The organism is Robertmurraya beringensis (genome assembly GCF_042433785.1).
Classification (GTDB): Bacteria; Bacillota; Bacilli; order Bacillales; family Cytobacillaceae; genus Robertmurraya_A; species Robertmurraya_A beringensis.
Genome location: NZ_JBHLUU010000120.1, coordinates 32,980 through 58,218 on the forward strand (window position 1 = coordinate 32,980; position 25,239 = coordinate 58,218).

Annotated in this window: 25 protein-coding genes and 1 pseudogene; 5 read left to right on the forward strand and 21 right to left on the reverse strand. The window is 38.2% G+C overall.

Features of this window, described 5'->3' with window-relative positions:
- Nucleotides 1–331: 331 nt before the first annotated feature.
- Nucleotides 332–2,074, reverse strand: a complete 1,743-nt coding sequence (locus tag ACFFHF_RS19280) for a methyl-accepting chemotaxis protein (protein WP_377058847.1) — start codon at nucleotides 2,072–2,074, stop codon at nucleotides 332–334.
- A gap of 204 nt (nucleotides 2,075–2,278) precedes the next feature.
- On the opposite strand from ACFFHF_RS19280, the gene ACFFHF_RS19285 reads away from it, so the two are divergent.
- From ACFFHF_RS19285 to ACFFHF_RS19300, 4 genes are all read left to right on the forward strand, one after another.
- Nucleotides 2,279–2,506: a DUF1858 domain-containing protein gene (locus ACFFHF_RS19285; protein ID WP_377058849.1), complete on the forward strand. Its 228-nt coding sequence runs from the start codon at nucleotides 2,279–2,281 to the stop codon at nucleotides 2,504–2,506.
- 13 nt (nucleotides 2,507–2,519) lie between these two features.
- Nucleotides 2,520–3,752, forward strand: a complete 1,233-nt coding sequence (locus ACFFHF_RS19290) for a DUF438 domain-containing protein (RefSeq protein ID WP_377058850.1) — start codon at nucleotides 2,520–2,522, stop codon at nucleotides 3,750–3,752.
- Between the two features lie 87 nt (nucleotides 3,753–3,839).
- Nucleotides 3,840–4,238, forward strand: coding sequence for a YbaN family protein (locus ACFFHF_RS19295; protein WP_377058851.1), 399 nt, complete (start codon nucleotides 3,840–3,842; stop codon nucleotides 4,236–4,238).
- 130 nt (nucleotides 4,239–4,368) lie between these two features.
- Nucleotides 4,369–5,550 (forward strand): DUF4317 domain-containing protein, encoded by a 1,182-nt coding sequence (locus tag ACFFHF_RS19300; protein ID WP_340901963.1) that lies wholly within the window; start codon nucleotides 4,369–4,371, stop codon nucleotides 5,548–5,550.
- A gap of 382 nt (nucleotides 5,551–5,932) precedes the next feature.
- Here ACFFHF_RS19300 and nikE read toward each other — a convergent pair whose 3' ends face one another.
- The 6 genes from nikE to ACFFHF_RS19330 all read right to left on the reverse strand — a co-directional run bounded on the left by nikE (nucleotide 5,933) and on the right by ACFFHF_RS19330 (nucleotide 11,776).
- Nucleotides 5,933–6,751: a nickel import ATP-binding protein NikE gene (gene nikE, locus ACFFHF_RS19305; protein WP_160548019.1), complete on the reverse strand. Its 819-nt coding sequence runs from the start codon at nucleotides 6,749–6,751 to the stop codon at nucleotides 5,933–5,935.
- A 31-nt stretch (nucleotides 6,752–6,782) separates the two neighbouring features.
- Nucleotides 6,783–7,613: a nickel import ATP-binding protein NikD gene (gene nikD, locus ACFFHF_RS19310; protein ID WP_160548020.1), complete on the reverse strand. Its 831-nt coding sequence runs from the start codon at nucleotides 7,611–7,613 to the stop codon at nucleotides 6,783–6,785.
- A 20-nt stretch (nucleotides 7,614–7,633) separates the two neighbouring features.
- Nucleotides 7,634–8,464: a nickel ABC transporter permease subunit NikC gene (gene nikC, locus ACFFHF_RS19315; protein WP_160548021.1), complete on the reverse strand. Its 831-nt coding sequence runs from the start codon at nucleotides 8,462–8,464 to the stop codon at nucleotides 7,634–7,636.
- Nucleotides 8,461–9,405 carry a nickel ABC transporter permease subunit NikB gene (gene nikB, locus ACFFHF_RS19320; RefSeq protein WP_119706396.1) on the reverse strand — a complete coding sequence of 315 codons (945 nt, stop codon included), beginning with the start codon at nucleotides 9,403–9,405 and terminating at the stop codon, nucleotides 8,461–8,463. Before nikB ends, nikC begins: the two co-directional genes overlap by 4 nt.
- A 19-nt stretch (nucleotides 9,406–9,424) precedes the next feature.
- Nucleotides 9,425–11,050, reverse strand: coding sequence for a nickel ABC transporter substrate-binding protein (gene nikA / locus ACFFHF_RS19325; RefSeq protein ID WP_160548022.1), 1,626 nt, complete (start codon nucleotides 11,048–11,050; stop codon nucleotides 9,425–9,427).
- Nucleotides 11,051–11,203: 153 nt separating this feature from the next.
- On the reverse strand, nucleotides 11,204–11,776 hold the full coding sequence (locus ACFFHF_RS19330) for a helix-turn-helix domain-containing protein (RefSeq protein WP_160548023.1): 573 nt from the start codon (nucleotides 11,774–11,776) through the stop codon (nucleotides 11,204–11,206).
- Between the two features lie 239 nt (nucleotides 11,777–12,015).
- On the opposite strand from ACFFHF_RS19330, the gene ACFFHF_RS19335 reads away from it, so the two are divergent.
- Nucleotides 12,016–13,206 (forward strand): aminotransferase-like domain-containing protein, encoded by a 1,191-nt coding sequence (locus ACFFHF_RS19335; RefSeq protein ID WP_160548024.1) that lies wholly within the window; start codon nucleotides 12,016–12,018, stop codon nucleotides 13,204–13,206.
- Between the two features lie 318 nt (nucleotides 13,207–13,524).
- On the opposite strand, the gene ACFFHF_RS19340 is transcribed toward ACFFHF_RS19335, so the two are convergent.
- The 14 genes and pseudogenes from ACFFHF_RS19340 to ACFFHF_RS19400 all read right to left on the reverse strand — a co-directional run bounded on the left by ACFFHF_RS19340 (nucleotide 13,525) and on the right by ACFFHF_RS19400 (nucleotide 25,228).
- On the reverse strand, nucleotides 13,525–14,481 hold the full coding sequence (locus tag ACFFHF_RS19340) for a UCP032817 domain-containing protein (RefSeq protein ID WP_377058852.1): 957 nt from the start codon (nucleotides 14,479–14,481) through the stop codon (nucleotides 13,525–13,527).
- 88 nt (nucleotides 14,482–14,569) lie between these two features.
- Nucleotides 14,570–14,677: pseudogene (locus ACFFHF_RS24810) on the reverse strand (DUF2089 domain-containing protein); the annotation flags it as partial.
- Between the two features lie 182 nt (nucleotides 14,678–14,859).
- Nucleotides 14,860–15,558: an urea ABC transporter ATP-binding subunit UrtE gene (gene urtE, locus ACFFHF_RS19345; protein ID WP_377058853.1), complete on the reverse strand. Its 699-nt coding sequence runs from the start codon at nucleotides 15,556–15,558 to the stop codon at nucleotides 14,860–14,862.
- A 4-nt stretch (nucleotides 15,559–15,562) separates the two neighbouring features.
- Nucleotides 15,563–16,318: an urea ABC transporter ATP-binding protein UrtD gene (gene urtD / locus ACFFHF_RS19350; RefSeq protein ID WP_377058854.1), complete on the reverse strand. Its 756-nt coding sequence runs from the start codon at nucleotides 16,316–16,318 to the stop codon at nucleotides 15,563–15,565.
- Nucleotides 16,272–17,363 carry an urea ABC transporter permease subunit UrtC gene (gene urtC, locus ACFFHF_RS19355; protein ID WP_377058855.1) on the reverse strand — a complete coding sequence of 364 codons (1,092 nt, stop codon included), beginning with the start codon at nucleotides 17,361–17,363 and terminating at the stop codon, nucleotides 16,272–16,274. The genes urtD and urtC overlap by 47 nt, the downstream gene beginning before the upstream one ends.
- A gap of 21 nt (nucleotides 17,364–17,384) precedes the next feature.
- Nucleotides 17,385–18,290, reverse strand: coding sequence for an urea ABC transporter permease subunit UrtB (gene urtB / locus ACFFHF_RS19360; RefSeq protein ID WP_377058856.1), 906 nt, complete (start codon nucleotides 18,288–18,290; stop codon nucleotides 17,385–17,387).
- A 154-nt stretch (nucleotides 18,291–18,444) separates the two neighbouring features.
- Nucleotides 18,445–19,713, reverse strand: coding sequence for an urea ABC transporter substrate-binding protein (urtA, locus tag ACFFHF_RS19365; RefSeq protein WP_377058857.1), 1,269 nt, complete (start codon nucleotides 19,711–19,713; stop codon nucleotides 18,445–18,447).
- A 183-nt stretch (nucleotides 19,714–19,896) separates the two neighbouring features.
- The gene (locus tag ACFFHF_RS19370) at nucleotides 19,897–20,559 is read right to left on the reverse strand and encodes an urease accessory protein UreH domain-containing protein (RefSeq protein ID WP_377058858.1); all 663 of its coding nucleotides are present in this window, start codon (nucleotides 20,557–20,559) and stop codon (nucleotides 19,897–19,899) included.
- Nucleotides 20,560–20,607: 48 nt separating this feature from the next.
- Nucleotides 20,608–21,423: an urease accessory protein UreD gene (locus ACFFHF_RS19375; protein ID WP_377058859.1), complete on the reverse strand. Its 816-nt coding sequence runs from the start codon at nucleotides 21,421–21,423 to the stop codon at nucleotides 20,608–20,610.
- A complete protein-coding gene (gene ureG / locus ACFFHF_RS19380) occupies nucleotides 21,420–22,034 on the reverse strand; it encodes an urease accessory protein UreG (RefSeq protein WP_340901940.1) in 615 nt (204 codons plus the stop codon). Before ureG ends, ACFFHF_RS19375 begins: the two co-directional genes overlap by 4 nt.
- A gap of 26 nt (nucleotides 22,035–22,060) precedes the next feature.
- Entirely contained in the window at nucleotides 22,061–22,750 is a 690-nt protein-coding gene (locus ACFFHF_RS19385; RefSeq protein ID WP_377058860.1) for an urease accessory protein UreF, read from the reverse strand.
- Nucleotides 22,743–23,189, reverse strand: coding sequence for an urease accessory protein UreE (gene ureE / locus ACFFHF_RS19390; protein ID WP_160549458.1), 447 nt, complete (start codon nucleotides 23,187–23,189; stop codon nucleotides 22,743–22,745). The genes ACFFHF_RS19385 and ureE overlap by 8 nt, the downstream gene beginning before the upstream one ends.
- A 10-nt stretch (nucleotides 23,190–23,199) precedes the next feature.
- A complete protein-coding gene (gene ureC / locus ACFFHF_RS19395) occupies nucleotides 23,200–24,909 on the reverse strand; it encodes an urease subunit alpha (protein WP_160549460.1) in 1,710 nt (569 codons plus the stop codon).
- Between the two features lie 4 nt (nucleotides 24,910–24,913).
- Nucleotides 24,914–25,228, reverse strand: coding sequence for an urease subunit beta (locus ACFFHF_RS19400; protein ID WP_160549462.1), 315 nt, complete (start codon nucleotides 25,226–25,228; stop codon nucleotides 24,914–24,916).
- Between the last annotated feature and the right edge of the window lie 11 nt (nucleotides 25,229–25,239).

Below are 25,239 nucleotides of genomic sequence, written 5' to 3' on the forward strand. Positions count from 1 at the left end.
AAAAAAGTAAAACTCGCCATAGCATTTTGGCGAGTTTCTTTATGTTTAGCGTAGTGTGAATTAAGATTATCGTTAATCAAATAAGCGGAGATTTTTCCGTTATATCCAGAATCGAGCTCTTTCCGGGGTAAATAAGAGGAGGTTTTCCGCTTATGCAAAGCAAAATCCCTCATTTTTGGGATTTCCGAGCCAATAGACGGAATTTCTCCGTCTAATTAGGCCATTTTTAATAGTAATTTTTAATTAAGCGGAATTCCTCCTTCTATTTATTAGCTCAGGTGCTCTACCTGATCCCCCAACCCAAAAGTGCTCCCCCTCTAGACCCAAGTTTCTAAACCTTAAACCGCTCACTTTCCTCTTTAAGCTCTACAGAAGCTGAGTTCAGTTCCTTCACCCACTGGTTGATCTCTTCCGTCGACCCAGTCATCTGTTGAGAGGACGCCGATACTTCTTCAATACCGGCTGCATTTTCTTCTGCAATGGCGGCAATTTCTTCAATCGACTTATTCATGCTGTCCTGTTGCGTAACAACTCGATTCAGCTGCTGACTTAAGTCCGTAATTTTCCTATTCATTCCATCGATTAACTGCGAAATTTCCTTAAAGGTATGGCCCGTATCTTTTACATTCTCTTGACCCGTTGTTACCACTAGTAATCCTTCTTCAAGGGTATCAACCACTTTTCTTGAGTTATTGTCTACTTTTCCAACAATCTCTTGAATTTCATCAACTGACTTTGATACTTCCTCCGCTAGTTTTCGAACCTCTGAAGCCACAACCGCAAAGCCCTTTCCTTGCTCTCCTGCTCTTGCCGCTTCAATCGCTGCATTAAGTGCTAGCAAATTGGTTTGGTCTGCAATCGAACGTATCAGAGTGACTAACGAAGATACTTGTCTAGTTTGTTCAGCTAAGTCCTTTACCTCCGTGACGGAACGTGTGACTACCTTGTGGATATCATTCATACCAGTGACCGACTGCTGCATTAATTGGTAACCTGATTCCGTGTATTGAGTCACTTCATCATTCAATTGTGCCAATTCTTTCCCTTTCGAATCTGCTTCTTCAATTACCCCTGAGAATTGTCTCATATTCTCAGCTAATTCTGTTGATAAGGTTGCTTGAGTCTCCGCTCCAGTAGCCATTTCCTCCATCGTTAAAGCAATTTGGCTCGAACCTTCCAATAATTCAGTAGATGCAGCATGTAACGCTTCGCTTTTTCCATTGATCGTTAAAGAGGTTCCTTGCATATTATGAGCCATCTTTTCAAGTATTGTACTCATTTCTGTCATGGAATGATGTAATCTACTAATTTCATCCTTTGATCGAAGGGTAAGAGTGTCTAAGGTTTCTTTTGCCTGTAAAAGATTCCCTTGCGTTATTTCTTTGGATACATCCGTTAAAATCGTTAAGGGACGAAGTTTTTTTCCAAGGTAAACATAAACTCCCCCAAGAGAGGTTAACAGGATCACAAGAGATACACCCAGTTGAATAGGAATCGACTCTTTAATGACGGAGTCGCTGATGGCATGCACTTGGGTCGCTTCCATATCGACACCTACAATCCCTAGCACCTTACCAGTCTTGTCCTTTATAGGAGCAAAAGCCGACATATATTCCCCAAACTCAGGATCCTTTACAATATCTGTGCTACTAACCCCACCAGCTGTAGCCCCTTTTATATCTTCATATGTTGTGGCTGTCGTTGGTTCACCAATCGGAACCGCTTCACCCTCTGGTAGACCATCAATCATGATTTCTAGCGAGTGATCCTCTTCTACCCTAAGGGTGTAAACATACATGGCCCCCATTTTTATTCGGTAATCATTTAGCTCTTCTCGAAGCTGGGTATACATTTCATTTTCTACTGGATTTGATAAAAAATTTGCATAATCTTCCGCGTCAATCGCCTTTGCGACCCTTTCCGCATGGATGATTCCATTCGTCTTGAGGGTTTTATCAATGGACTGTTGAGAATTAAAGTAAATGATGGCAGCGTTTATGATAAAAATGCCAATGATCAAAGTAAAAAGCATGAACGTAAATGTATTCTTTAAAGACTTTTCCTTCCTTTTCATAAAAATCCCCCTTTATAAAGTCCTGGTAATATATTCATTATATCGAAATTTAATAGAAATAATAGATAGATTACTAACATATACCTAGTACTAATTATTCATTATAAATGAGGAAGATTTTCATTCGTGATTCACATCACATTTGTTTCAAGACAGATATGATACATTAACCACATAAAGCACTAACTTACTGGGGTGATGAACATGTCAAAAACCATTCATTTAAATCAAACCCTTTATGAAATATCCACTCAATATCCGGAAGTAGTATCCATCATGCAGAGTCTAGGTTTTGAAAACATATCCAAACCTACTATGCTCCAATCCGTCGGTCGTGTCATGACCATACCTAAAGGCTGTCGAGTGAAAGACATTCCTTTAGACACCGTAATCACAACATTTCAAAGTCATGGTTTTGAGATAAAAGAGTAATGGAGGGCTACCAATGAGTGAGTTAATTAATAATCGTGAGCAACAAACATTAAATAAAACCGAACGACAAGAACTATTAAAAGCAATTATCAAAGATTTACACATGGGACGAAGTGTGGAGGAAGTTAGAGATGAGTTCGAGAAAGCGGTCGGAACGATATCGATCGAGGAGATCTCACAGCTTGAGCAAGCTCTTATGGAAGAGGAAGGCATACCAGTGGAAGAAGTTCAACGCCTATGTTCGGTTCATACAGCCATTTTTAAAGGATCGATTGAAGAAATCCACCGCAGCCAAAAACCAGAAGATCAACCTGGACACCCTGTTCATACCTATAAGCTAGAAAATAAAGAAATTGATATGCTTGTAAACTTCAAAATTCAACTACATTTTGACCGTTTCAAAGTAGAGGATAGTAGTGATAACGTATTTAAGTTAATAGAAGACTTAAATTTGTTAATCGACCTTGATAAGCATTACAGTCGTAAGGAGAATTTGTTATTTCCTTTCTTAGAGAAATACGGTATTTTTGGTCCTACCAAAGTAATGTGGGGAGTGGATGATCGAATTCGAGAATCGATAAAAACGGCTAAACAAGTCTTAACCAACTATACCAATCATGATCATCAAACAGCCGTGAATAGTATCGAATTCGTGATCCGCGAAGTATCTGAGATGATCTTTAAAGAAGAAAATATCCTATTCCCTATGGCACTTCAGCATCTAACCGAGGATGAATGGGTTAAGATCGCACACGAAAGTGATGAGATTGGCTATTGTTTAACAAGTCCTACTGTCGAGTGGAAACCAGAAAGAAAGGCACTTGCTAGTTCAGCTATGTCAGAAGGCTTCATTCGAATGGAAACAGGCTTTTTATCGATCGAGCAACTCGAACTCATGTTAAATCATTTACCTGTGGATATCACCTTTATCGACCAGGACGATGTGGTACGATACTTCTCTCATGGGAAAGAGCGTATTTTCGTAAGAACGAAAGCCGTCATTGGAAGAACCGTCCAAAATTGCCATCCTCCGAAAAGTGTTCATATGGTGGAAGAAATTTTACAGGACTTTAAATCAGGGAAAAAAGATAGCGAAGACTTTTGGATTAAATTCAAAGATAAATATGTTTATATCCGATACTTTGCTGTCAGAGATGAGAAGGGAACGTATATGGGGACACTGGAGTTCACCCAAAATATCGCCCCGATTAAAGAAATTGATGGGGAAAAACGCATCTTAGGCTAAATGCTTTTTCTGAAAAAAGGAGATAGATGTCTGGAGATATACCACTATTTGTGTTATAGCTTATAGTATATCTCTCGGTAAAGTAAGGTGATTACCATTAAAAATATAAAAAGCATTCTATTTTTCCTTATTGGATTTATCTCCTTAGGAATTGGTATTTCAGGGATTATCCTCCCGGTTCTGCCAGGCCTTCCATTTTTACTTTTTGCCTCTTATTGCTTTGCTAAAAGTTCTAAAAGGATTGAAAATTGGTTCAAGAATACCGTTCTTTATGAAAAATATGTAGTAAGGTTTCTCCAGAAAAAAGGGCTCACACGGAAAGAGAAAATACGGATTAACTTGATTGCTGATACCTTCATCCTGTTTTCCATCCTTTATGTGGACATCCTTTTCGTTCAAATCATATTAGTGGGAACAGCCCTCTACAAGCATTACTATTTTATCAAGAAAATCAAAACGATTAACAAGCATGAAACCACTTCCTAGGAAGTGGTTTTTCTATTATAAAGCCTTCCCCATCACAAATTATGTTAAAATAAGTGAATGTCCAAAAGAGGATGAATACTTATATATCACGTTGAAATGCAATTAGCGTAGCTTAGGAGTGGAATAAGTAATGAACAAAAAAGACGTAGCAAACATACGAAAACAATTCAAAATAAATAATGATTTACTTAAAATAAGCGATATTTACAATGTCTATATTATGAAAGACTCAAGTGATATTTATCATCACGAAAGTCAACCTTTTGCCATGCTTGACCAAGATCAACAAGAATTATTTATGGGTAATTTTAAGAAGTTACTTGCTGGTCAAATGGATGAGAAACTTTTCGAATTAAAATTTCAACGGAATGCTGAAAATAGTAGCCAGCTCATTTTGCATCAGGGGTTACTAAGCAATGATGTGGAAGACTGGAAAGAGCAAATGCTGAAAATCGTAGGCAAAATGCTCTTGAACAGACAATACGAAATGGATATTGTCGTTACATTTATACGTGCAGAATATTTAAAACCTACAAAACGCCGAAATGAAGAAGCCGAGGAAAGCGAACGAGATAGGGTTTACTCTCATCCCTTTATTCTTTGTAGCATAAATAATACCCAGGAGCCGAAAAAAGAGCTGCTCTTTGATTATGTAGAAAGAGAGTTCAAATACCATTTTGTTGTGGATCCCATTATTAACTTGAACGCCCCCATCGCTGGCTTTCTATTCCCTGCCTTCACTGATAATTCAGCAGATGTGAACCATATTCTCTATTCAGCAGGAAAGGTTCACGAGCCAGATTATTCTTTCATTGAGGACGTTTTAAATGGCGAAGAAATCATGACAGCACAAGACGATAAAATCGTTTTTGAAGAGATTATTAAAGATGTTACAGGAGATCAGCTAAATACCTCCACACTTGCGAATGTGTATGAAGAGATTAATCGAATGATCGTCGAAAACGAAGAGGAAGAGCAACCAAAATTAGATACCAAAGACGTGGAACGTGTGTTAACGATGAGTGGTATTGAAGATATAAACACGGAAAAAGTAGAAGCAGCGTTCCAAAAAATCATAGATGATGACAAATATGAGATCAAAGCAAGTAACATCTTACCGAAGTTCAGTTCGAAATCCATTAAAATCAGCACAAAAATCGCTAATATTTCCATTAGCCCACAAGATTTACGGTACGTCAAACAAGTCCATCTTGCTGGGAAACGATACCTGATGATTGAAGTAGAAGAAGATACGGTGATTGAAGGATTTACGATGATTCCAGAGGCTTTTGGTGGGAGTTCGAATGAGTAATAAATTCGTGAATCTTAGCTAGATACTGGTGTATAAATATAAAACGATACTTTTCGGTTGGGGAATCAGGTTATGAACCCGAGCTGATAAATAGACGGAGAAATTTCGCTTAATTGGTAACTAGGATAAAAAATAGCATAATTAGACGGAGAAATTCCGCCTATTTACTTGAAAAACATTAAAATGGGGAGGTTTTGTTATCCATAAGTGGAAAATCTCCCCTTATTTACCCCGAAACGGGCTCCATTCTGCATCTAACCGGAAAAACTCCGCTTATTATACTGCTGGCTACTCGATTTAGAATAAGACATCTTATTTAGGAATTTTGTAATGGCAATACTTTTTTTCTGAAGATTTTCAGTAACTTAATAGAGGGGAATCTTTACACCCTATTCTCCCAAGTCCTAATCATACGAAAGCGCGGATGTTCAGAAAGAACAGAATCTCTTAACCGTTTCACTACAGGGTGCTTGGAGGCAAAGAATTCGTCTTTTGAATCGTAGAGTTCTAGCAATTCCCCTTTTTCAAGCATGCCTATTTGATCTGAAATGGAAAATGCTGCTTTAATATCATGTGTGATAAATAGATACGCTAAGCCGTAGTCATCCTTTAAGTCGCTTAATAATTGTAAGATTAAGCTTTGCGTGACCATGTCTAAACTGCTTACGGATTCGTCAAGAACAATCAACCTTGGTTTCAGAGCGATGGCTCGAGCAATATTTATCCTTTGCAATTGTCCACCACTAAATTGGTGCGGGTATTTTTTTAAATCCTTTTCACTTAAGCCTACTCTTTCCAATAGTTCTATCACGTTTCTTCTTTGTTCCTCAATGGTTAGTTTTTCATAGTTCTCTAATGGCTCACTGATTATTGATTCAGCTGTCATGCGAGGATTAACCGAAGAATAGGAATCTTGAAAAACCACTTGGAGATCTCGACGGATTTTTTGTCTAGTGTGTTTATCAGCCTTGTAAATATCATGTCCTTGAAACAAAACCTGACCTTGATCTGGACGTTGAATTCCAAGGATGACTCTCCCTAACGTGCTTTTACCAGCGCCACTAGTACCTATTAATCCTAAGCAGGTTCCTTCCTGAATATCAAAGGAAATATCCTTTAGAACTTTTGGTTGATCCTTGCCTTTGAAAAGTCTCTTTGAATAAAAGCTTAGATTTACTTGCTTTACCTGTAATAAGCTCATTGGTTTCACCTCCTGGAATTTCAGACAGTATTCACAACGTATAAGTATAAGGTTGTTTTTCAGAATATAAGGTCGGCCTTGTCCGTAATAGCTTCTTCGTGTATTCATGTTGTGGGTTATCAAATAACTCTAGCACATTGGCCGTTTCTACTATTTTCCCATGTTTCATCACAATCACATGATCAGCCATTTCCGAAATCACTCCAAGATCATGAGAAATAAGTAAGATAGATGTTCCATGTTCCACACGAATTTTTTCTAACAGACGCAGAACTAATAATTGGCTGTGAAGATCAAGGGCTGTAGTCGGCTCATCTGCAATGATAACAGACGGTTTTAAACATGCTGCCATGGCAATCATCACTCTTTGGAGCATACCTCCACTTAGTTGAAAAGGGTAGAGTTTTAATAATTTCTCCGGCTCTGGCAGATTGACACTTTCCATCACATCAACCGCAAGCTCTCTAGCATCCTTTTTATTCAATGAAGTGTGAGCCTGAATCGTTTCTATAAATTGATGACCAATTGTAAAAACAGGAGTAAAAGCATTCATCGGATTTTGCATAATAAAAGCAATATCCTTCCCTCTGATCTTTCGCATCTCCTTGTTTTTCAAGCCATTCAATTCTCGGTCGTGAAGTGTGATACTCCCCGTCACTTGTATGTTTTTTCTATCATGAAGCTGTAAGATAGACATACTTGTAACGGTTTTACCACTCCCACTCTCTCCAACTAAACCAAGGATCTCTCCTTTTTTGATTCCAAAATTAATGTCCTCAACCAGTTTGAAAGAACCTTCTTTTGTTCTGACTTCTACATGTAAATCTCGAACATGTAAAATGAATCGCTCTTTTGATTCCATTTTTCAACCGTCCTTTTTTATTAGCGACTTTTCACCCCATATCGTTCTGCTAGTGCTTCTCCTAATAAGTTAAAAGTAACAACCACGATCATAATCATCAAACCTGGGTAAAGCATCAAAGCTGGATTCGTTCTGATATATGACTTTCCTTCTAGAATCATAGCCCCCCACTCTGGTGTAGGAGGTTGGACCCCTAATCCTAAAAAGGACATCGATGACAGATTCATAATGGCCCAGCCCATTTCTAATGTTCCCATTACCGCTAGAGAAGGAATGACATTCGGAATAATATGCTTTTTCATAATGGTCCATGTAGAGGACCCGCTGATTTTAGCTGCCGTAATATAATTCTGTTCTTTCAGGCTTAGTACCATGCCTCGGATGACCCTAGCGTAATAAACCCATTGTACGAGTATCAATCCTAAAATGACTTGTTTTAGACCTGCTCCCCATATACCAACAAAACCAATGACAAGCAATAGGCTAGGAATCGCCATTAAGCCATCACCAAATCTCATGAGTAACTGATCCACCCAACCACCTTTATACCCTGCTATGATCCCAATAATTAATCCGATACTCAAAGCCGAAATAAAAATAAGCATGGCAAAACCGAGAGAGATGCGAGCACCATAAAGAATACGGGAAAATGTACATCGGCCTAAATGGTCTGTTCCTAATGGGTAATCCCATGAAGGTTGCTGAAGTTTGTGAGCTAAATTCACCGCGATAGGGTCATTGGGTGCAAGCCAAGGAGCAAAGAGCGTAATCATAAATAATCCGAGCAATATAAAAGAAGAAATAACAATCACTTTTTGGCTTTTTAATTGATATTGAAGCTTTGCAATCATTGATATTGCCTTCCTTTTCTAGAAATACGTGGGTCAATATACATTTGGACCAGGTCGACAATTAAGTTGCTTATAAGGAAGACACCCGCTGCCAATAATACATAGGCTTGAATAACAGGAACATCACGGTTAAAAATAGCATCAATAAAATACCGTCCAAAACCTGGCCATGAAAAGACGGCCTCTACAATGATCGCCCCAGTTAATAAGTTTCCTATATTCATTCCTAGTCCCGTAATCATTGGAGAGATAGCCATTCGTAATACATGCTTTCCCATGATCATTTTTTCATGAAACCCTCTCGTTCTAGCAAAAAGCACATAAGACTCTTGTAAATTTTCTAGAACACTTGCACGTAACAGCCTCGTATATAAAGCTATTAAAGGGAATGCCAAGGTGACTGAAGGTAAAATCAAATGTTTCCAAGTACCGGTACCTTCTACCGGAAAAAGGTCTAATTTAACAGAAAAGAAAAAAATAAATAAATATCCCAGCCAAAATGATGGAATGGATGCTCCAATAAAAGAGAGGAATCGACTAAAATGGTCCATTCCACTGTTTTTCTTTATACCTGCTAAAAAACCTAAAGGTACACTTACTAAAATAGCGATCAAAAGACTCCCTATCGTTAATTGAATCGTTGCTGGCAATCGAGAGGAAATCTCTTCCCAAACAGGCTTATTCGTAACATAAGATATGCCAAAATCAAATTGGCATATCTTAATGATGGTATTCACATATTGAATAAGAAGAGGTTGATCTAATCCGAACTCATGTCTTTTTTGTTCCAACATTTCGTCAGTTGCCTGGATATGTGCTGTAGCAAAGTAAGCCTCTGCTGGATCTACTGGTGATAGATTGATCATTCCAAATGTGACTAAAGTGGCTATAAGAAAAATTGGAACAATAGTGATGATTCGTTTCAAGACATAAGTCCCCATAAAAACCTCCTCCTGTTGTTTATTCTTTTACACTAATTCCTGTAAATGGATGTTCATCTCGGTTCGCAGGGAATGTAAAATCAGAAACATCTTTTTGATAAATAGCTATTTTCTTAATATACGAAATAGGTACAATTGCACCCTGCTCTTGCAATGAGCCTAAAATCTCTGTGTATAGTTGTTGACGTTCTGCTTCATCTGTTGTTTTTGTTACTTGAGCAATCTTGTTTAGTATCTCTTCCTTATTAGGATAAGCTGAGATCGCTTCGTTAAACCCAAATCCTTCTGTAGCAACGACGTTTACAAAAGTATGTGGGTCATATGGTGCCCCATAGTTACTAAAGAAGTTCATTTCAAACTCATTTGCTTTAAATCGTTCTACTTGAGTAGTAAGCTCCACTCCAACAATATTTAGCTTTACACCTAATCCTGCCCATTCTGATTGCAAGGTTTCAGCCATTGTTTTTTGAATCGACTCAGCTGAGTTATACATTAACTCTATTTCTAGTGATTTCCCATCTTTTTCACGAACCGTTTTTCCTTTTGGCAACTTCCAGCCGGCTTCTTCTAATAATTGCACCGCTTTTTCAACATCATAATCAACCTTGGTTGCAGCCACCTCTGAAGTGTAGGGTAAGTTTGTCGGTAAGATATAGTCTGCCTTCTCTTCTAAGCCAGATGTCACTCCCTCAACCAAAGCTTCTTTATTAAATCCATAGTGTAAAGCTTGACGGACACGTTCATCCGATAGTTGATCTTTATTCGTATTCATCACAAGCAGCCTAGTAGCAACTGGTTCAGATATGCTAGTTTCATAGGAACCAGTCGATTCTAATTGATTAAAAGAATCTATACTGATAACCCCCTCACCATAAAGAAGGTCTAAATCCCCTTTTTCAAAGGCAAGTACGCGTGTTTCTGCATCTGGGACAACTTTAACCTTAATTTGCTCAACACTCGGGACTTCTCCCCAATAATTTTCGTTACGTGTAAAAATAGCGTATTCATCGACTTTATATTCTTCCAATACCCATGGACCTGTCCCAACTGGCTTTTCTACACCTTTAGAAGTGTCGCCATCCTCAGGGAAACCTGCTTCTCCAAGGAAACGTACAGGGCGTACAACAGCTAACTCCTGAATAGTAGGGTAATAGGGTTCTGTTAATGTTAATTTAAACGTATGCTCGTCAACAACCTCTGTTTGAGCAATCTTTGAAATAAATCCTAACCAACTGTGTAAATCGACATTATTAAGTATAGCATCAAAGTTCTTTTTCACAATCTCTGCATTGAAACTCGTGCCATCCGAAAATTTGACATCTTGACGTAAATGGAACAAATATTCTTTCCCATCCGCAGAGATATCCCAAGTCTCTGCTAAATGTGGTTTTAGCTCTCCGCCATCACCATAACTTACTAAAGGCTCATAGACCATCGATGTAGAAAATAATTGTGATGGATTATACATATGCGGATTCAATTCACCTATATCTCTTGGCCAAGCGAAAGTAATCACATTTCCACTTTCACCTGTAGAACTCTCATTTTCTACTGATTCATTTGAACAACCAAGTAATGCTATTGATAGAATAAGAATGATCACAGACATCATTAAAATGGGTTTCTTTGTTATGCGGTTTGACATACTATTTGCTCCTCCTAAGTTGATAATGATAACCATTATCAATAATAGAGTTGGAGTTACTCATTGTCAATATAATTTGGAATTGTCACAAAGTATTCCTATCCATCCCCTAATATAAGAAATATAGGTAGATTCTGAGCGAGGCCTGGCAAACTAAATTTGTACTTGTGTACGAGAGTAATATATTGCCATATTGATTTCGCATAACTTGTCCGAAGCATTTTCATAGATTTGAGAAATATCCGTCGTAAAGGAGACCGAATCCCCCTGATCAATCGTAAAAGGTTCTTCCTCACCAATTTTTACCGTTAACCTTCCGGAAAGGACCGTAATAGACTTCAGTGTACCCGCTCCACTTTGTTCAGAAAAATGCTTACACCCAGGTAACAAACGAACTCTATACAGTTCAAATGGAATACCAGGTGATGAAAAGGTATTGTAAACTTCAAATAAATCATCATCATCCGTAAAAAAAGGTTGTTCCTCTACTTTATTAATTTTAATTGAGGGATTGGTCGTTAAGAAAGAAGCAAAAGGAATCTGAAGTCCTGCTGCAATTTTCCAAAGAGTCGAAACAGTAGGATTAGAGGTGCCACGTTCAATTTGCCCAATCATTGGTTTGCTCACACCTGTTAACTCAGCTAAATCTTCTAACGTCAAATGACGCTGTTGCCGAAAATACCGCAGCCGTTCCCCAATTTGGACAGTTAATAAATCTTTATCCATTTACTTTTGCTCCTTCATTTCAGTTCGCAATATGTTATTATAATATTTTTATCACTAGTCAGAAAATTGTCAATACACGGACCTTTTATTAAAAATATTTATTTAATTTTTCTAAATATTTTAAAAAAACCATTGCATAACCTGGATGTTATATTGTACTATTTATAACAATATATTATATGCCGATTTAAATTTACTTTAATCAACTAATAGACTATTAATAGAAGGAAGCGACCACCATGCATTATTCATTTGCACCCCAAACTAAAAACTATGCATCATCTGCAGTTAGAGATATTCTTAAGGTTACTCAACAAGGACACGTGATCTCCTTTGCTGGTGGATTACCAGCAGAAGATATCTTTCCTATTGAACAAGTAAAAATTGCCTACGAGAAAGTATTTGCTTCAGGAAATTCTTCTTTGCAATATGGGTTAACAGAAGGATTTGTTCCGCTTAGAGACGCCATTAAAGCAAAGATGGCGGATAGAGGAATTTCATCTACTGTTGACAATATTCTCGTAACAACAGGCTCTCAGCAAGCCATTGACTTGTTCTCACGGATCATGCTGACTCCCGGAGATGTTATCCTTACAGAGGATCCAACTTACTTAGCTGCTCTCCAGGTTTTTAGATCTTACGGGGCAAATGTCATTTCCGTTAGCAGCGATGAAGACGGGATGTTACCTGAAGATTTAAAAGAGAAATTGGAAACATGGAGTCCTAAATTTGTTTATGTCATTCCAACCTTTGCTAATCCTGACGGAAAGGTTTGGAGCGATGAGAGACGTCGAAAGCTATTAAGCCTTTGCCAAGAAAATAATGTCCTTATTTTAGAGGACGATCCATATGGGGATATTCAATTTCATCCAGAGGAACAATACTGCCCAGTAGCCTCCTTTGACTATGATCATAGGCATGTAATCTATACGAGCACATTTTCAAAGTCTGTGGTTCCTGCGTTACGTACAGGCTGGGTAACTGGACCATCGGAAGTCATCAATATGATGGTACAAGCGAAGCAGATGAATGATTTACATTCCAGTTCGATCGACCAGCAAGCTCTTTATTATTTATTACGTGATTTCAACCTTGCTTCCCATATTGATTTAATAAGAAGTGTCTACTATGAACGCATGACGATTATGAGAGACTATTTAAATAAATTAGGACCTGATTTATTCAAATGGAAGGAACCAAAAGGCGGAATGTTTATTTGGGTAGAAGGGAATGAACATTTGAACACAACCGCTCTATTAAACCAAGCAGTGGAAAAAGGAGTTGCCTTTGTTCCGGGTGCACCGTTCTACGTGAATGAGCCAAAGAACAACACATTCAGACTAAACTTTAGCCATTCAACCCCTGAAACCATTGAACTTGGAATGGACCGGTTGATCAGTGTTTTACTGAAGCCTGAGGTAGTGAAATAAAAAAGTATAACTCGCCATAATTGGCGAGTTATATTGATAAGCGGAGATTTTTCGGTTAAATGCAGAATGGAGCTCATTTCGGGGAAAATAAGGGAAGGTTTTCCGCTTATGCTAAGCAAAATCTCCCCTTTTCAAACTTTTCTAGCCAATAGGCGGAATCTCTCCTTCTATTAAGCTTATTTTTAATCAAAATTTCTAATTAAACGGAATTTCTCCGTCTATTTATCAACTCGGGTGCTGTTTCTGCTAAATCATAGTGACCAACCGCTAAGTGCGGACCCTCTTGAACCCAGATGCGGGATTCAGCTTTTATGAAAATTAACTACTACATCCGCCTCCACAACTAGAGCAGCTGGAACCTCCTGAATCTCCACCACCACCTGAATCGTGTGAATCACTACTACAAGCAAAGCCAGAACATGAAGATCCTCCACCGAAAGGAGCTGCTTTTTGGTACTCTTCAGGAACGACTTCGCTCATCTGCTCATGAAATTCTTCCTCATCGTAAAATGAATAATAGACAGCTGCCCCCGCTGCCAATGAATACATGTGGGCGTTACTAGTTGAGGGATACGGAGCAAACTCCTTAGAGTCCGTGTATTGCTGCTTAGCCTCATGAATCTCACTTTTCATTTTACGAATTAAATATCTTTTCACATCCAACCAATCTTCATTTTTTCTAAAATATTTTGATAGTAACTCCTCTTCAGGCAATAGGACGAAATCATCTAAAATCTCACGCTTAATAGGGTTCTGTAAAAAACTCCCCCAGATGGCTCTACTGTTTGTGGTTACTTCAAATAGACTAATATATACCCAATCAAAAAATGCTCGTTCTCCTGGAATGGGTGTGCTATCCATGTTAGGTGTGTGATGCAGTGTATCATTGTAAAAGTCCTTGGAGAACTTCTCATAATCCCTTGTAAACATTAGCATCTCATGCCAAATTTCATCCACATGATGACTAAACATCGGGACTGTTTTTAACAGACTATTCATCAAGAAATACCGCTTCAACTCAAACATTCCCCAGTCGAACTCATGATCCTTCCATTTCGGATGACTCTGTAAGACACGGTTTTTCACATTGTCTATATAAAAGTTGGGCAATGATTGGTTCAGCTTTTTCACAATCGGAATTCCTTCTACTACCTGTAAACCTAGCTGTTCTGGGATTGGGTCATTCCTTAAGGATTTTTTCTTTCCTTTAGAAAACAACGTACTTCCTATCAGTAAAAAAAGTCCGATCATCATAAAACCAATAAAATATTCCATGGCCCTCTCCCCTTTCCAAAACATGTTTATTCTCTTTATCACCTTATGTATACGATTTAATCTTAAGTAAGTTTCAATCTTATTCATCTTATAAAGGCTTAATAGCTTCCTCTGGGGTGATTTCGCCATTTTCTAACATGGTGACAAATTTTTTCTCATTAACTTCATTTTTCTTTTGTACATATCCAAGGGATGATTATTTAATTCTGTCTAACACGTGTATATTTAGAATATCAACTTTCTTTTTCCACCTAACAATTTGTCTATTTTTATGAGTTTTTAGATAAAAAAATCACCTCAGCACATAAGTCTGTAGGTGATTCCGTTTTTGAAATTTAATTTTCAAGGTTTCTTTCAAAATGATACCTCTTTTCCCCCTTAAACACTCAAGTACCGATATACATCTTCATCCTGTATCTCATCTACCGAGCTCTCATACACGATTGATCCGTGATCAACGACATAAATGTAATCTGCTACACTTTTCGCATAGTCTAAATTTTGTTCTACTAAAATCATGGAAGTTTTACTATTTTCTTTAATATCCCGAATAACTCTTTGAATATCTGCAACAATATTAGGCTGAATTCCTTCTGTTGGTTCATCTAATAGCAAGAAAGATGGGTTAGAAACCAAAGCTCTTGCAATAGCTAGCTGCTGCTGTTGACCTCCACTTAAGTCCCCACCATTTCGATTCTTAAATTCCTTTAAAATTGGAAAATATTCATAGATATCTTCTCGAATTACATTCTTCTTTGTCCCACCACTTGCTTCTAGACCGATTAATAAGTTTTCATAAACCGTAAGCTTCGGAAAAATCTCTCTGCCTTGTGGAACATAACCAATACCCTTTATGGCACGATACGAAGGACTTGTTTTTGTGATATTATCATTTTTAAAAAGAATACTGCCACTTTTCGGTGATAAAATTCCCATAATGGCTTTTAATAATGTTGTTTTACCAACACCATTCCGTCCCATAATACAAACCACTTGGCTTTCCTTTACCTTCAGCTGTATATTCCTTACCACCATGCTTTCACCGTAACCAACCTCTAAATTTATCAGTTCTAGCATTATATTAATCCTCCTTTCGTCCAAGGTATACTTCACGAACCCGAGGATCATTTTGAACCTCTTCCATTGAACCTTGACAAAGTAATTGTCCTTCATGCATCACCGTCACGATATCTGCATACTCTTTTACAAAATCCATATCATGCTCAACAATTAATACGGTTCGATCCTTTGCAATTTCACGAATCATTTCTCCTGTCTTCATTCTTTCAACTTTAGACATTCCTGCAATAGGTTCATCTAGTAACACCAGACCTGGATCCTGTAATAAAACCATCGCAATTTCCAACCATTGCTTTTGCCCATGTGATAGAGCACCCGCCTGCTGATCCTTTTCTTCTATTAATCCGGTTAAATGAAGCATCTCCTCTATATCTTTTTGTTGGTTTTTTGTTATTTTTGCTGTAATAGTTGCCCAAAGTCCCTTATCCTGCTTTAGGGCAATGATTAAATTTTCATACACAGTTAAGTTTTGAAAGATAGAAGGAGTTTGGAACTTTCGAGATATTCCTATATGGACGATTTTAAAATCCTTTAGTTTCACTAGATTCTGATCCTCCATATACACAACCTTTCCTTGACTTACTTGCGTTTTCCCACAAATAACATCTAATAAAGTTGTCTTACCTGCCCCATTTGGTCCAATCAAGAAATGAACTTTATTATTTGTTACCTTAAAATCCAAATTACTAATTGCTTTAAATCCACTAAATTCAACTGTAATTTTTTTCGACTCTAGCACTGTTTGGCTGTTTATCATGTAAACCACTCCACCTTTTTTGGAATTTCTTAAATAATCCCATCAAACCGTCTGGTAAAAACACAACGACAATAACGAACATAAGTCCTAAGAAATATAACCAAATATCTGGGTAGGACTCACTAAAGGTTGTTTTTGCCCAGTTTACTAAAATCGCTCCTAGCACTGGACCAATCAGTGTACCTCGTCCCCCTAATGCAACCCATAGCATCATTTCAATAGAAGGAATAATTCCCATCATGGTTGGTGAAATAATACCTACCTGAAGAACAAATAACATCCCAGCTAATCCCGCAATTCCAGCCGATAAAGCATAAATAAAAGTTTTGAAGATGGCAGGATCATATCCTAAAAACCGAAGGCGATTTTCCCCATCTCGAATACCGATTAACACCTGCCCTAAGCGTCCGTTAATCAGCACTTTACTAGCAAAATAAACCATTGCCAGAACAGCAGCTGTAATAAGATAAATAACAGTCTGCGTTGTTGTAGATGCTAGCGAAAATCCAAAAATGGTACTGAAACTTGTCAAGCCATTTGTTCCACCCGTTAAACCTTGTTGGCCTACAAAAAGAGTGACAACAACTACGACTAACGCTTGAGATAAGATGGTGAAATAAACTCCATTAATACGATTACGGAACGTTAACAGTCCAAGTAGCAATGCAATTACTAAGGGAATGAATATTCCTAATAGGATGGCTAGGATTGGATTTTGAAATGGCACCCAAATGAATGGAAGCTCTTGCACACCACTCCATGCCATAAAATCAGGAAGTTTAGTAGTACCGGAGGCCTCTAACTTTAAATACATTCCCATAGCATAGGCACCAATCCCAAAGAAAATCCCGTGTCCTAAACTCAGTACACCTGTATAACCCCATAACAAGTCCAAACCAATAACTAAAATAGCAAAAGCTAAGTATTTACCGAGAAGATTCAGACGGAAATCTGTTAGAAATAAGGGCGCTAAAAGTAACACGATAAAACCTAACAATAGAAGATTTTTTTTATTAAATATCGATTGATTTATTATTTTCCCCATAAAAATCACCGCTCCTTATCTCTATTCGTCAAGTGCTCTTGATCGAGAACTGACAAGTCCAGAAGGTCTCCATTGTAAAAATGCGATAATTAGCATAAATACCAGCACTTTCCCGATTGTAGCTGAAGTGAAGAATTCAAAGACGGTATTGAAAAAACCAATTCCAAATGCACCAACCACTGCTCCTACAAGAGCACCAACTCCGCCAACGACTACTACCATAAACGCATCGATAATATAATATGTACCAATGGTTGGACCAATTGGACCTAATAAGGTTAAGGCACAGCCCGCAATACCAGCAAAACCTGAACCAATCGCAAAAGTCGCTAAATCGACCCTTCTGGTTTGAACACCTAAGCATTCTGCCATTTGTCTATTTTGCATAACAGCACGAACTCTTCTACCATTAGTCGTTCGATAAAAATAAAGAAAAATAGCAACAAGACATAAGATTGAAAGACTTAAAATAAAAAGGCGTGAGTATGGCAAAACAAGCGTACCTATCGTAAGTCCACCATTTAAAAAACTAGGACTCTGTACACCAACATTAGGTGCACCAAAGATCGATCTTGCTAATTGTTGAAGCATTAAACCAACACCATACGTTGCCAATAAACTATCTAAAGGACGTTTATATAAAAATCGAATCAACGATACCTCTAGTAAAATACCGAATCCTGCAGCAATGAAAAAGGCGATAGGAATGGATAATAAAAAGTAAAGATCAAAAAATGATTCTGGGACATACTTTAAAAAAAGAGATTGAATCACATATGTTACATATGCTCCTATCATAATTAACTCTCCATGAGCCATGTTAATAACCTTCATTAAACCGAAGGTAACAGCAAGTCCTAGAGCAATTAATAATAAAATGGAACCAAGGCTTAATCCATTGAAAAGGGTTAATATTGTACCACTCATATCCTTGCTCCTTTCTACAAAACAATTTTGATAGTTATAATTTCTAAAGATTGAAAAAAAGTAGATAGAGGCTATTCAAACCTCTATCTAATTTAGTTCGTTCAACAAGTACCTTATGTTATAAATCTTAAAAAATATGAATCTAATAAAATGATTACTGACCTAGGCTTTCAGCTAACCCGCTTGCCCAATCAAATCCCTTTAGGAATGGATCCGGTTTTACTGGTTCACCTGAATTCCATAGCTCTTTAATTTGTCCATCCTCCTGTACTTCACCAATTCTTACAGTCTTATAAACATGCTGGTTTTCACCGTCAACCTTTACAAGACCACCTGGTGCCTGGAATTCTAATTCCTTAGCAGCTTCTTTTACAGCATCCACATCTGTTGTTCCAGCTTTTTCTACTGCAGCAGCCCATAAATAAACTCCAAAATAACCTGCTTCAATTGGATCTGCTGTTACACGATCTTCTCCATAAGCTGCTTTGTAGGCTGCGACAAACTCACTGTTTTCAGGAGTTTCAGTCGATTGATAGTAGTTCCAGCTCGTTAAATGACCTGCAATCACATCTGCACCAATCCCTCGGACTTCTTCTTCAGCAACACTAACTGAAAGCACAGTAATATCTTCTGACGTAATACCCGCATCCTTTAATTGTTTAAAAAACGCAACATTACTATCACCATTTAACGTATTGAAAATCACATCTGGTTTTTCACTTTTTATTTTCGCAATAACAGTGTTATAGTCTGTATGCCCTAGTGGTGTATATTCCTCACCCACTAAATCTGCATCCGCATCTTCAAGTTGTGCTTTAATTGCTGCATTTGCTGTTCTTGGGAATACATAATCTGATCCTAATAAGTAGAATTTTGTACCACGATTTTCTAGTAACCAATCAACAGCAGGTACAATTTGTTGGTTTGGAGCTGCACCTGTGTAAAAGATGTTTGGAGAGCTTTCCATCCCTTCATATTGAACTGGGTACCATAGTAACCCATTACTTTCTTCTACCACCGGAAGCATGGCTTTACGGCTTGCAGAGGTCCAGCCACCAAAAATGGTTGCAACCTTATCTTGCTGTAATAATTTCTTCGCTTTCTCTGCAAATGTAGGCCAATCTGATGCGCCATCCTCAATAACCGGCTTAATTTGCTTACCCAAAACGCCTCCGTTTGCATTAATTTCTTTTATTGCTAATAATTCTGCATCATGTACAGATGTTTCACTAATCGCCATGGTGCCACTTAAAGAATGCAAGATTCCTACTTCAATCACATCTTCTTCTGAATCAGAAGAACCTTCAGTTGATCCCGAGCTTCCCTCTTCCGGAGCCGATGCACCATTACTACCTGAACACGCTGAAATGATCGTTGTAAAAGCTACCATTAGTAAAAAAAGATAAAACTGTTTTACTTTCATTTTTTCAACCCCCATTTTTATATGTAAAATTTTCTGACAATCCAATGATACCAACCTTACAAACGTTGTTCCATTAATATGTGAGGTAATATAACATGGTTTTTACTTTCCCCAAAAACCAAAAAGCACTTGATGCCTAATTAGACAACAAGCGCTTTTTCTTACAACCTCTTAACCTCAACTTTAAGAAACCCATAACTTAAATAAACCTTCTGAGATCCCTAAATTATACATATAATAAACTCCAAATGCGGCACTTATAATTCCTGTAGCCTGAATAAACCGCCTATTAATAGCAGCCTTCCTTGACGATAAAATAAACGGAATTCCAAGAATGGTAGTAAAGCATAGCATCCCTACTACTGTTCCCACACCAAAAATCACCATATAAAGGGCACCTTCCCAAATCGAGCTTACCGTACTCATCGTTAAAATAATCATAGCAGAACTTCCTGCTAAACCATGAATAACCCCCATAAACAGAGACTTCCCGTATGAAACTTCCTTGTTCCCTTGTTTATTCATTGCCTCTTCGTGATCCTTATGTTTTTTAACCATAAAGGATGCTACCCCGAAGTAGACAAGCATGATCCCAACCAAAAACTCTAGTGACATCGCCCATACTTCCGGGATCTGTCCTTTTAGTAGAAAAATCGTAATCCCCACAATAAATAATGTCGCCGTGTGGCCAATCCCCCAAAATACTCCTGTTAAAGACGATCTTAAAAGCCTTTGACTTTGACTCGCAATCGTAGACACAGCGATCACATGATCCGGCTCAATCGCATGCTTTATACCTAGAAATAAGCCAATCCACAAAATAGACAACAATCCTACATCTTCCATGATAATCCCCCAATAATTAAGACCTTTTTAAGCATTCTTTGATGTTTTTTAATATTTCCGCCAAAGAATTGATTCCTTATTTAATAACACACGCCTGCTGTACGTCTGGGCTTCTGCTATGATTGCTTCAATGATTCCAGAATGATTGGCTAATACTCGCAGAATCCCCCCTTGATCAGGTAATGCTGATAATCCTAAATGAACATCAGAAAAGGTTTCAATAAGATGAGAATAAAGCTTATCTAAAAACTTTTTATTCACCTGCTCATGAATGAGGATGAATGTTCCTATATGAGTATATCCTTCCATTTGCATAATTCCGTTCATTTGATGATCAGGCTCTAATAAAAGATGATCAAATAACACGAGCTGTCCATCTCTAAAAATCTTAAGTTTGGACCGAATCCAATCATATTTAAAAAAACTCCCATCTTTTGCCCAGCCAGGAGTAATGATATCGCTATATAAAAAACACGAATCACGTTCTATTTCAACCTCTGTTTCTTGTATAAACCGAGCGTCTTCATACGCAATCAAAGGATCTGGAATGTACTCTAGTACACTTCCAAATCCAAGTTTTATTTTTGTTTGCTGACGTACAGGTTCAGTAGGAGTTTTATACACCTTTGTTGACGATTGTGTAGTAACCAGGAGATGAGCACTGTCATCTACCTGTATTTGAGTGAAATAAGAATCTCCATTAACATACCCTCCACCCACATGAATGAGATAGATAGAAGGCGAATCTCCCTCTAGGTAGATTGGACGCGCTATTTTTAAAGCACCCTCATAATAGCACGATGAGATAATCGTTTTTTCATTCTTTTTAGAGGCGAATAGATCTAAAACTCCTGTGTAGCTCATGAACCCAATCCCATTAATAATGCGTTCTTTTTAATCCAATCAACGACCTTATCTAAACCAGTTCCATCCTTCAAATTCGTGAAAATATATGCTTTTTCTCCTCTCGCTGCAATCGTATCGCTTTCCATAATCTCTAGACTTGCGCCCACATACGGAGCTAAATCAATCTTATTAATAATAAATAAATCTGATTTAATCATCCCCTGCCCACCTTTTCTAGGGATTTTCTCCCCTTGGGCAACATCTATGATATATATGGAAAAGTCAACCAACTCCGGACTAAAGGTTGCGGCTAAATTATCTCCACCACTTTCCACAAAAATCAATTCTAAATCCGAATGCAGTTCCATTAGCTCATCAATAGCCGCAAAGTTCATAGATGCATCCTCACGAATAGCTGTATGAGGACATCCGCCAGTTTCCACACCAATCACACGGTCCTCAGGCAATACTCCATTTTTAATTAGAAAATTCGCATCTTCTTTTGTATAAATATCATTTGTCACAACCGCCATACTCAGCTCTTCATTCATTGCTCTCGTTAATTTTTCGACTAGCATTGTTTTACCGGCCCCAACTGGACCACCAACTCCAATTCGTATCGGTTCCATCTTCTTCTCTCCTTCATAACGTTTATTTAAGACATAAATAATCGTACAGGCAGCCTCTCATGACGCATTTGCGCAATTTCCAAGCCCGGACTTACCGCACCTAAATCATCCTTTGTTAGTGTCATAATTCTATTTTTGGCCTCGTGAATCTTCACTTGCATTTCGACCAATAGCTTTTGACCATCTGTTTGACCTAGTGGCACACCTCGAACGGCGTTTTGAATAAGTGATGACACAGAGGCAAATAGGTAGGCTGAGAGAATTTTCTCCTTATCTATTTGCAAGTGATGGGCCACAAACGCAAACACAAGTGCCGAATGACCGTAGCCCTGTTTATTTTTTATAGAATGGAAATACTCCCCTAAGGTAGTTGAAGAGTATAAATCCATACACAGCTTCGCCATTCGTTCCCCAATTCTGCGATTACCCTCTCTTGTTTCCTTCGCGAGACTCGATACAAACAATAGACGATCAATTTCGAGTAGCTCATTTATATCTCTGCTAGATTCCAAGATTTCATATGATAACCTACAAGCAAGTCCATCTGAGAAGACTAATTGTTTATCCACAAAGGTAGAAATCGCAGTTTTAAAGCTTTCCTTATCTACAATTACTTGCTCTTGGATATATGTTTCTAATCCAAATGAGTGCGAAAATGCGCCAGAAGGAAAATTAGAATCACATAATTGTAGTAAAGGCATTAAATCATTATCCATGACTATGTCCTATATGACGAAACGCCTGACCCACTTTTCTATTTTCACGTTTATAAGGTACCTTTACCTGTTTAAGTAATTCCTCAACAAGGTAATCATACTGAACCAACATTTCATCACCTTCAAATTGGGCTGGAAGATGGCGATTTCCTAACTGATGTGCAATATCACCCATTTGTCCAATCGAAGTTGGCATGATTACCAGCACATCATCCTCTTTCACCGAAATAACAATCATATTTTTTTCATCCATATGAAGAATATCACCATCAACCAAATCTTTATTATCCTTTAGACGAATTCCAATTTCTCTCCCATGGTCTGTAACAACCCGTTGGATTCTTTTGACCAATAAATCACTTTCCAAATAAACACGTTCAACATGCGGAGTTCTTTTTTCCATTGTCGATACATTACCTAGCACTTTTTCAATGATCATTTTATCCACCTCAAAATAAGAAATAACGCTGGGCCATTGGAACAACCTCAGCTGGTTCACATGTAATTAATTCCCCATCCACACGAACTTCGTATGTTTGCGGATCTACTTCAATATTTGGTGTTGCATCATTAAATATCATTGATTTTTTGGATATGTTCCGTATTCCTGAAACACACTTTATTTCTTTTTGAAGCCCTAACTTCTTATGAACACCGTTTTCGTATGCAGCCTTAGAAACGAATGTGATGGATGTTCGATACTTCAAGCTTCCATGACTCGCAAACATCGGGCGATACAAGACAGGCTGAGGAGTAGGAATACTCGCGTTTAGATCACCCATTATACTATGAGCAATCATCCCACCTTTTAGAATAAGATCTGGTTTCACCCCAAAAAAGGCTGGATCCCACAAAACTAAATCTGCAAATTTACCAACCTCCACAGATCCCACATATTCCGAAATACCATGTACAATCGCTGGGTTAATGGTGTATTTAGCAATATATCTTTTCACCCGAAAGTTATCTCCTACTGAGAGGTCCTCTTGCAGCTTACCTCGTTGCTTCTTCATTTTATCGGCTGTTTGCCACGTACGGGAAATCACCTCACCCACACGTCCCATTGCCTGAGAGTCTGACGAAATCATACTGAACACACCTAGGTCATGTAATATATCTTCAGCCGCAATGGTTTCCTTTCTAATTCTCGAATCCGCAAAAGCAACGTCCTCCGGTACACTCGGATCCAAGTGATGACAAACCATCAGCATATCTAGGTGTTCTTCAAGTGTGTTTACTGTAAATGGACGGGTTGGATTTGTAGATGAAGGAAGAATATTTGAATATCCAGCTGCTTTAATAATATCGGGAGCATGCCCACCTCCTGCACCCTCAGTATGGTAGGTATGGATCACTCGACCATCAATAGCTGCCAAGGTATCTTCTACAAACCCTCCTTCATTTAAAGTGTCTGTGTGGATAGCCACTTGAATATCAAATTGATCCGCTACTTTTAAACTAGTATCAATCGTTGCGGCGGTTGTTCCCCAATCTTCATGAAGCTTTAAGCCAATAGCTCCTGCTTCTATCTGTTCAATAAGAGGTTTTTCATCTGAAGAATTTCCCTTGCCTAAAAATCCTAGGTTCATAGGGTATTCTTCTGCAGCAAGAAGCATCCCATGAATATTCCATGGCCCCGGTGTACAAGTGGTTGCATTAGTACCTGTTGCAGGACCTGTACCTCCACCTAACATGGTCGTGATCCCTGAGGAAAGGGCAGTCTCAATTTGCCCAGGAGCAATGAAATGAATATGAGCATCAATCCCACCCGCAGTTACTATTTTTCCCTCTGCAGCAATTACTTCCGTAGAAGCACCAATAACAATATCAACATTGTCCATCAATAACGGGTTTCCCGCTTTACCTATAGCAGCAATATAACCATCCTTCACACCAATATCAGCTTTATAAATGCCTGTATAATCGAGAATAATGGCATTGGTGAAAACTAAATCCACACTCTCGGCTCTAGTTGCTAAGGGATGCTGCCCCATTCCATCCCGGATCACCTTGCCACCGCCAAACTTCACTTCGTCTCCATATGTTGTATAATCTTTTTCGATCTCAATAAATAGTTCGGTATCTGCCAAACGGACGGCATCCCCAACTGTTGGGCCAAACATATCAGCATACTGCTTTCTCGACATTTTAAAGCTCATTAGTCTACCTCCTAACTACCGAACCATTTGTTTGGTTATTTAAACCGTAGACCTTTTGTTCGCCTGAAAACAGAACAAGCTCTACTTCCTTTTGATCACCAGGCTCAAAACGTACAGCAGTACCAGCAGGAATATTAATGTGCATTCCAAAAGCTTGTTCACGGTCAAAGTGTAAACCTGAATTGACTTCAAAGAAATGAAAATGCGATCCTATTTGAATCGGGCGGTCTCCTCTATTGAGAACCTGAATTTTCTTCGATTGTTTGTTTTCGTTGCATACAATCACTTCTTTTTTCAACACATACTCACCAGGAATCATTCACTACTCCT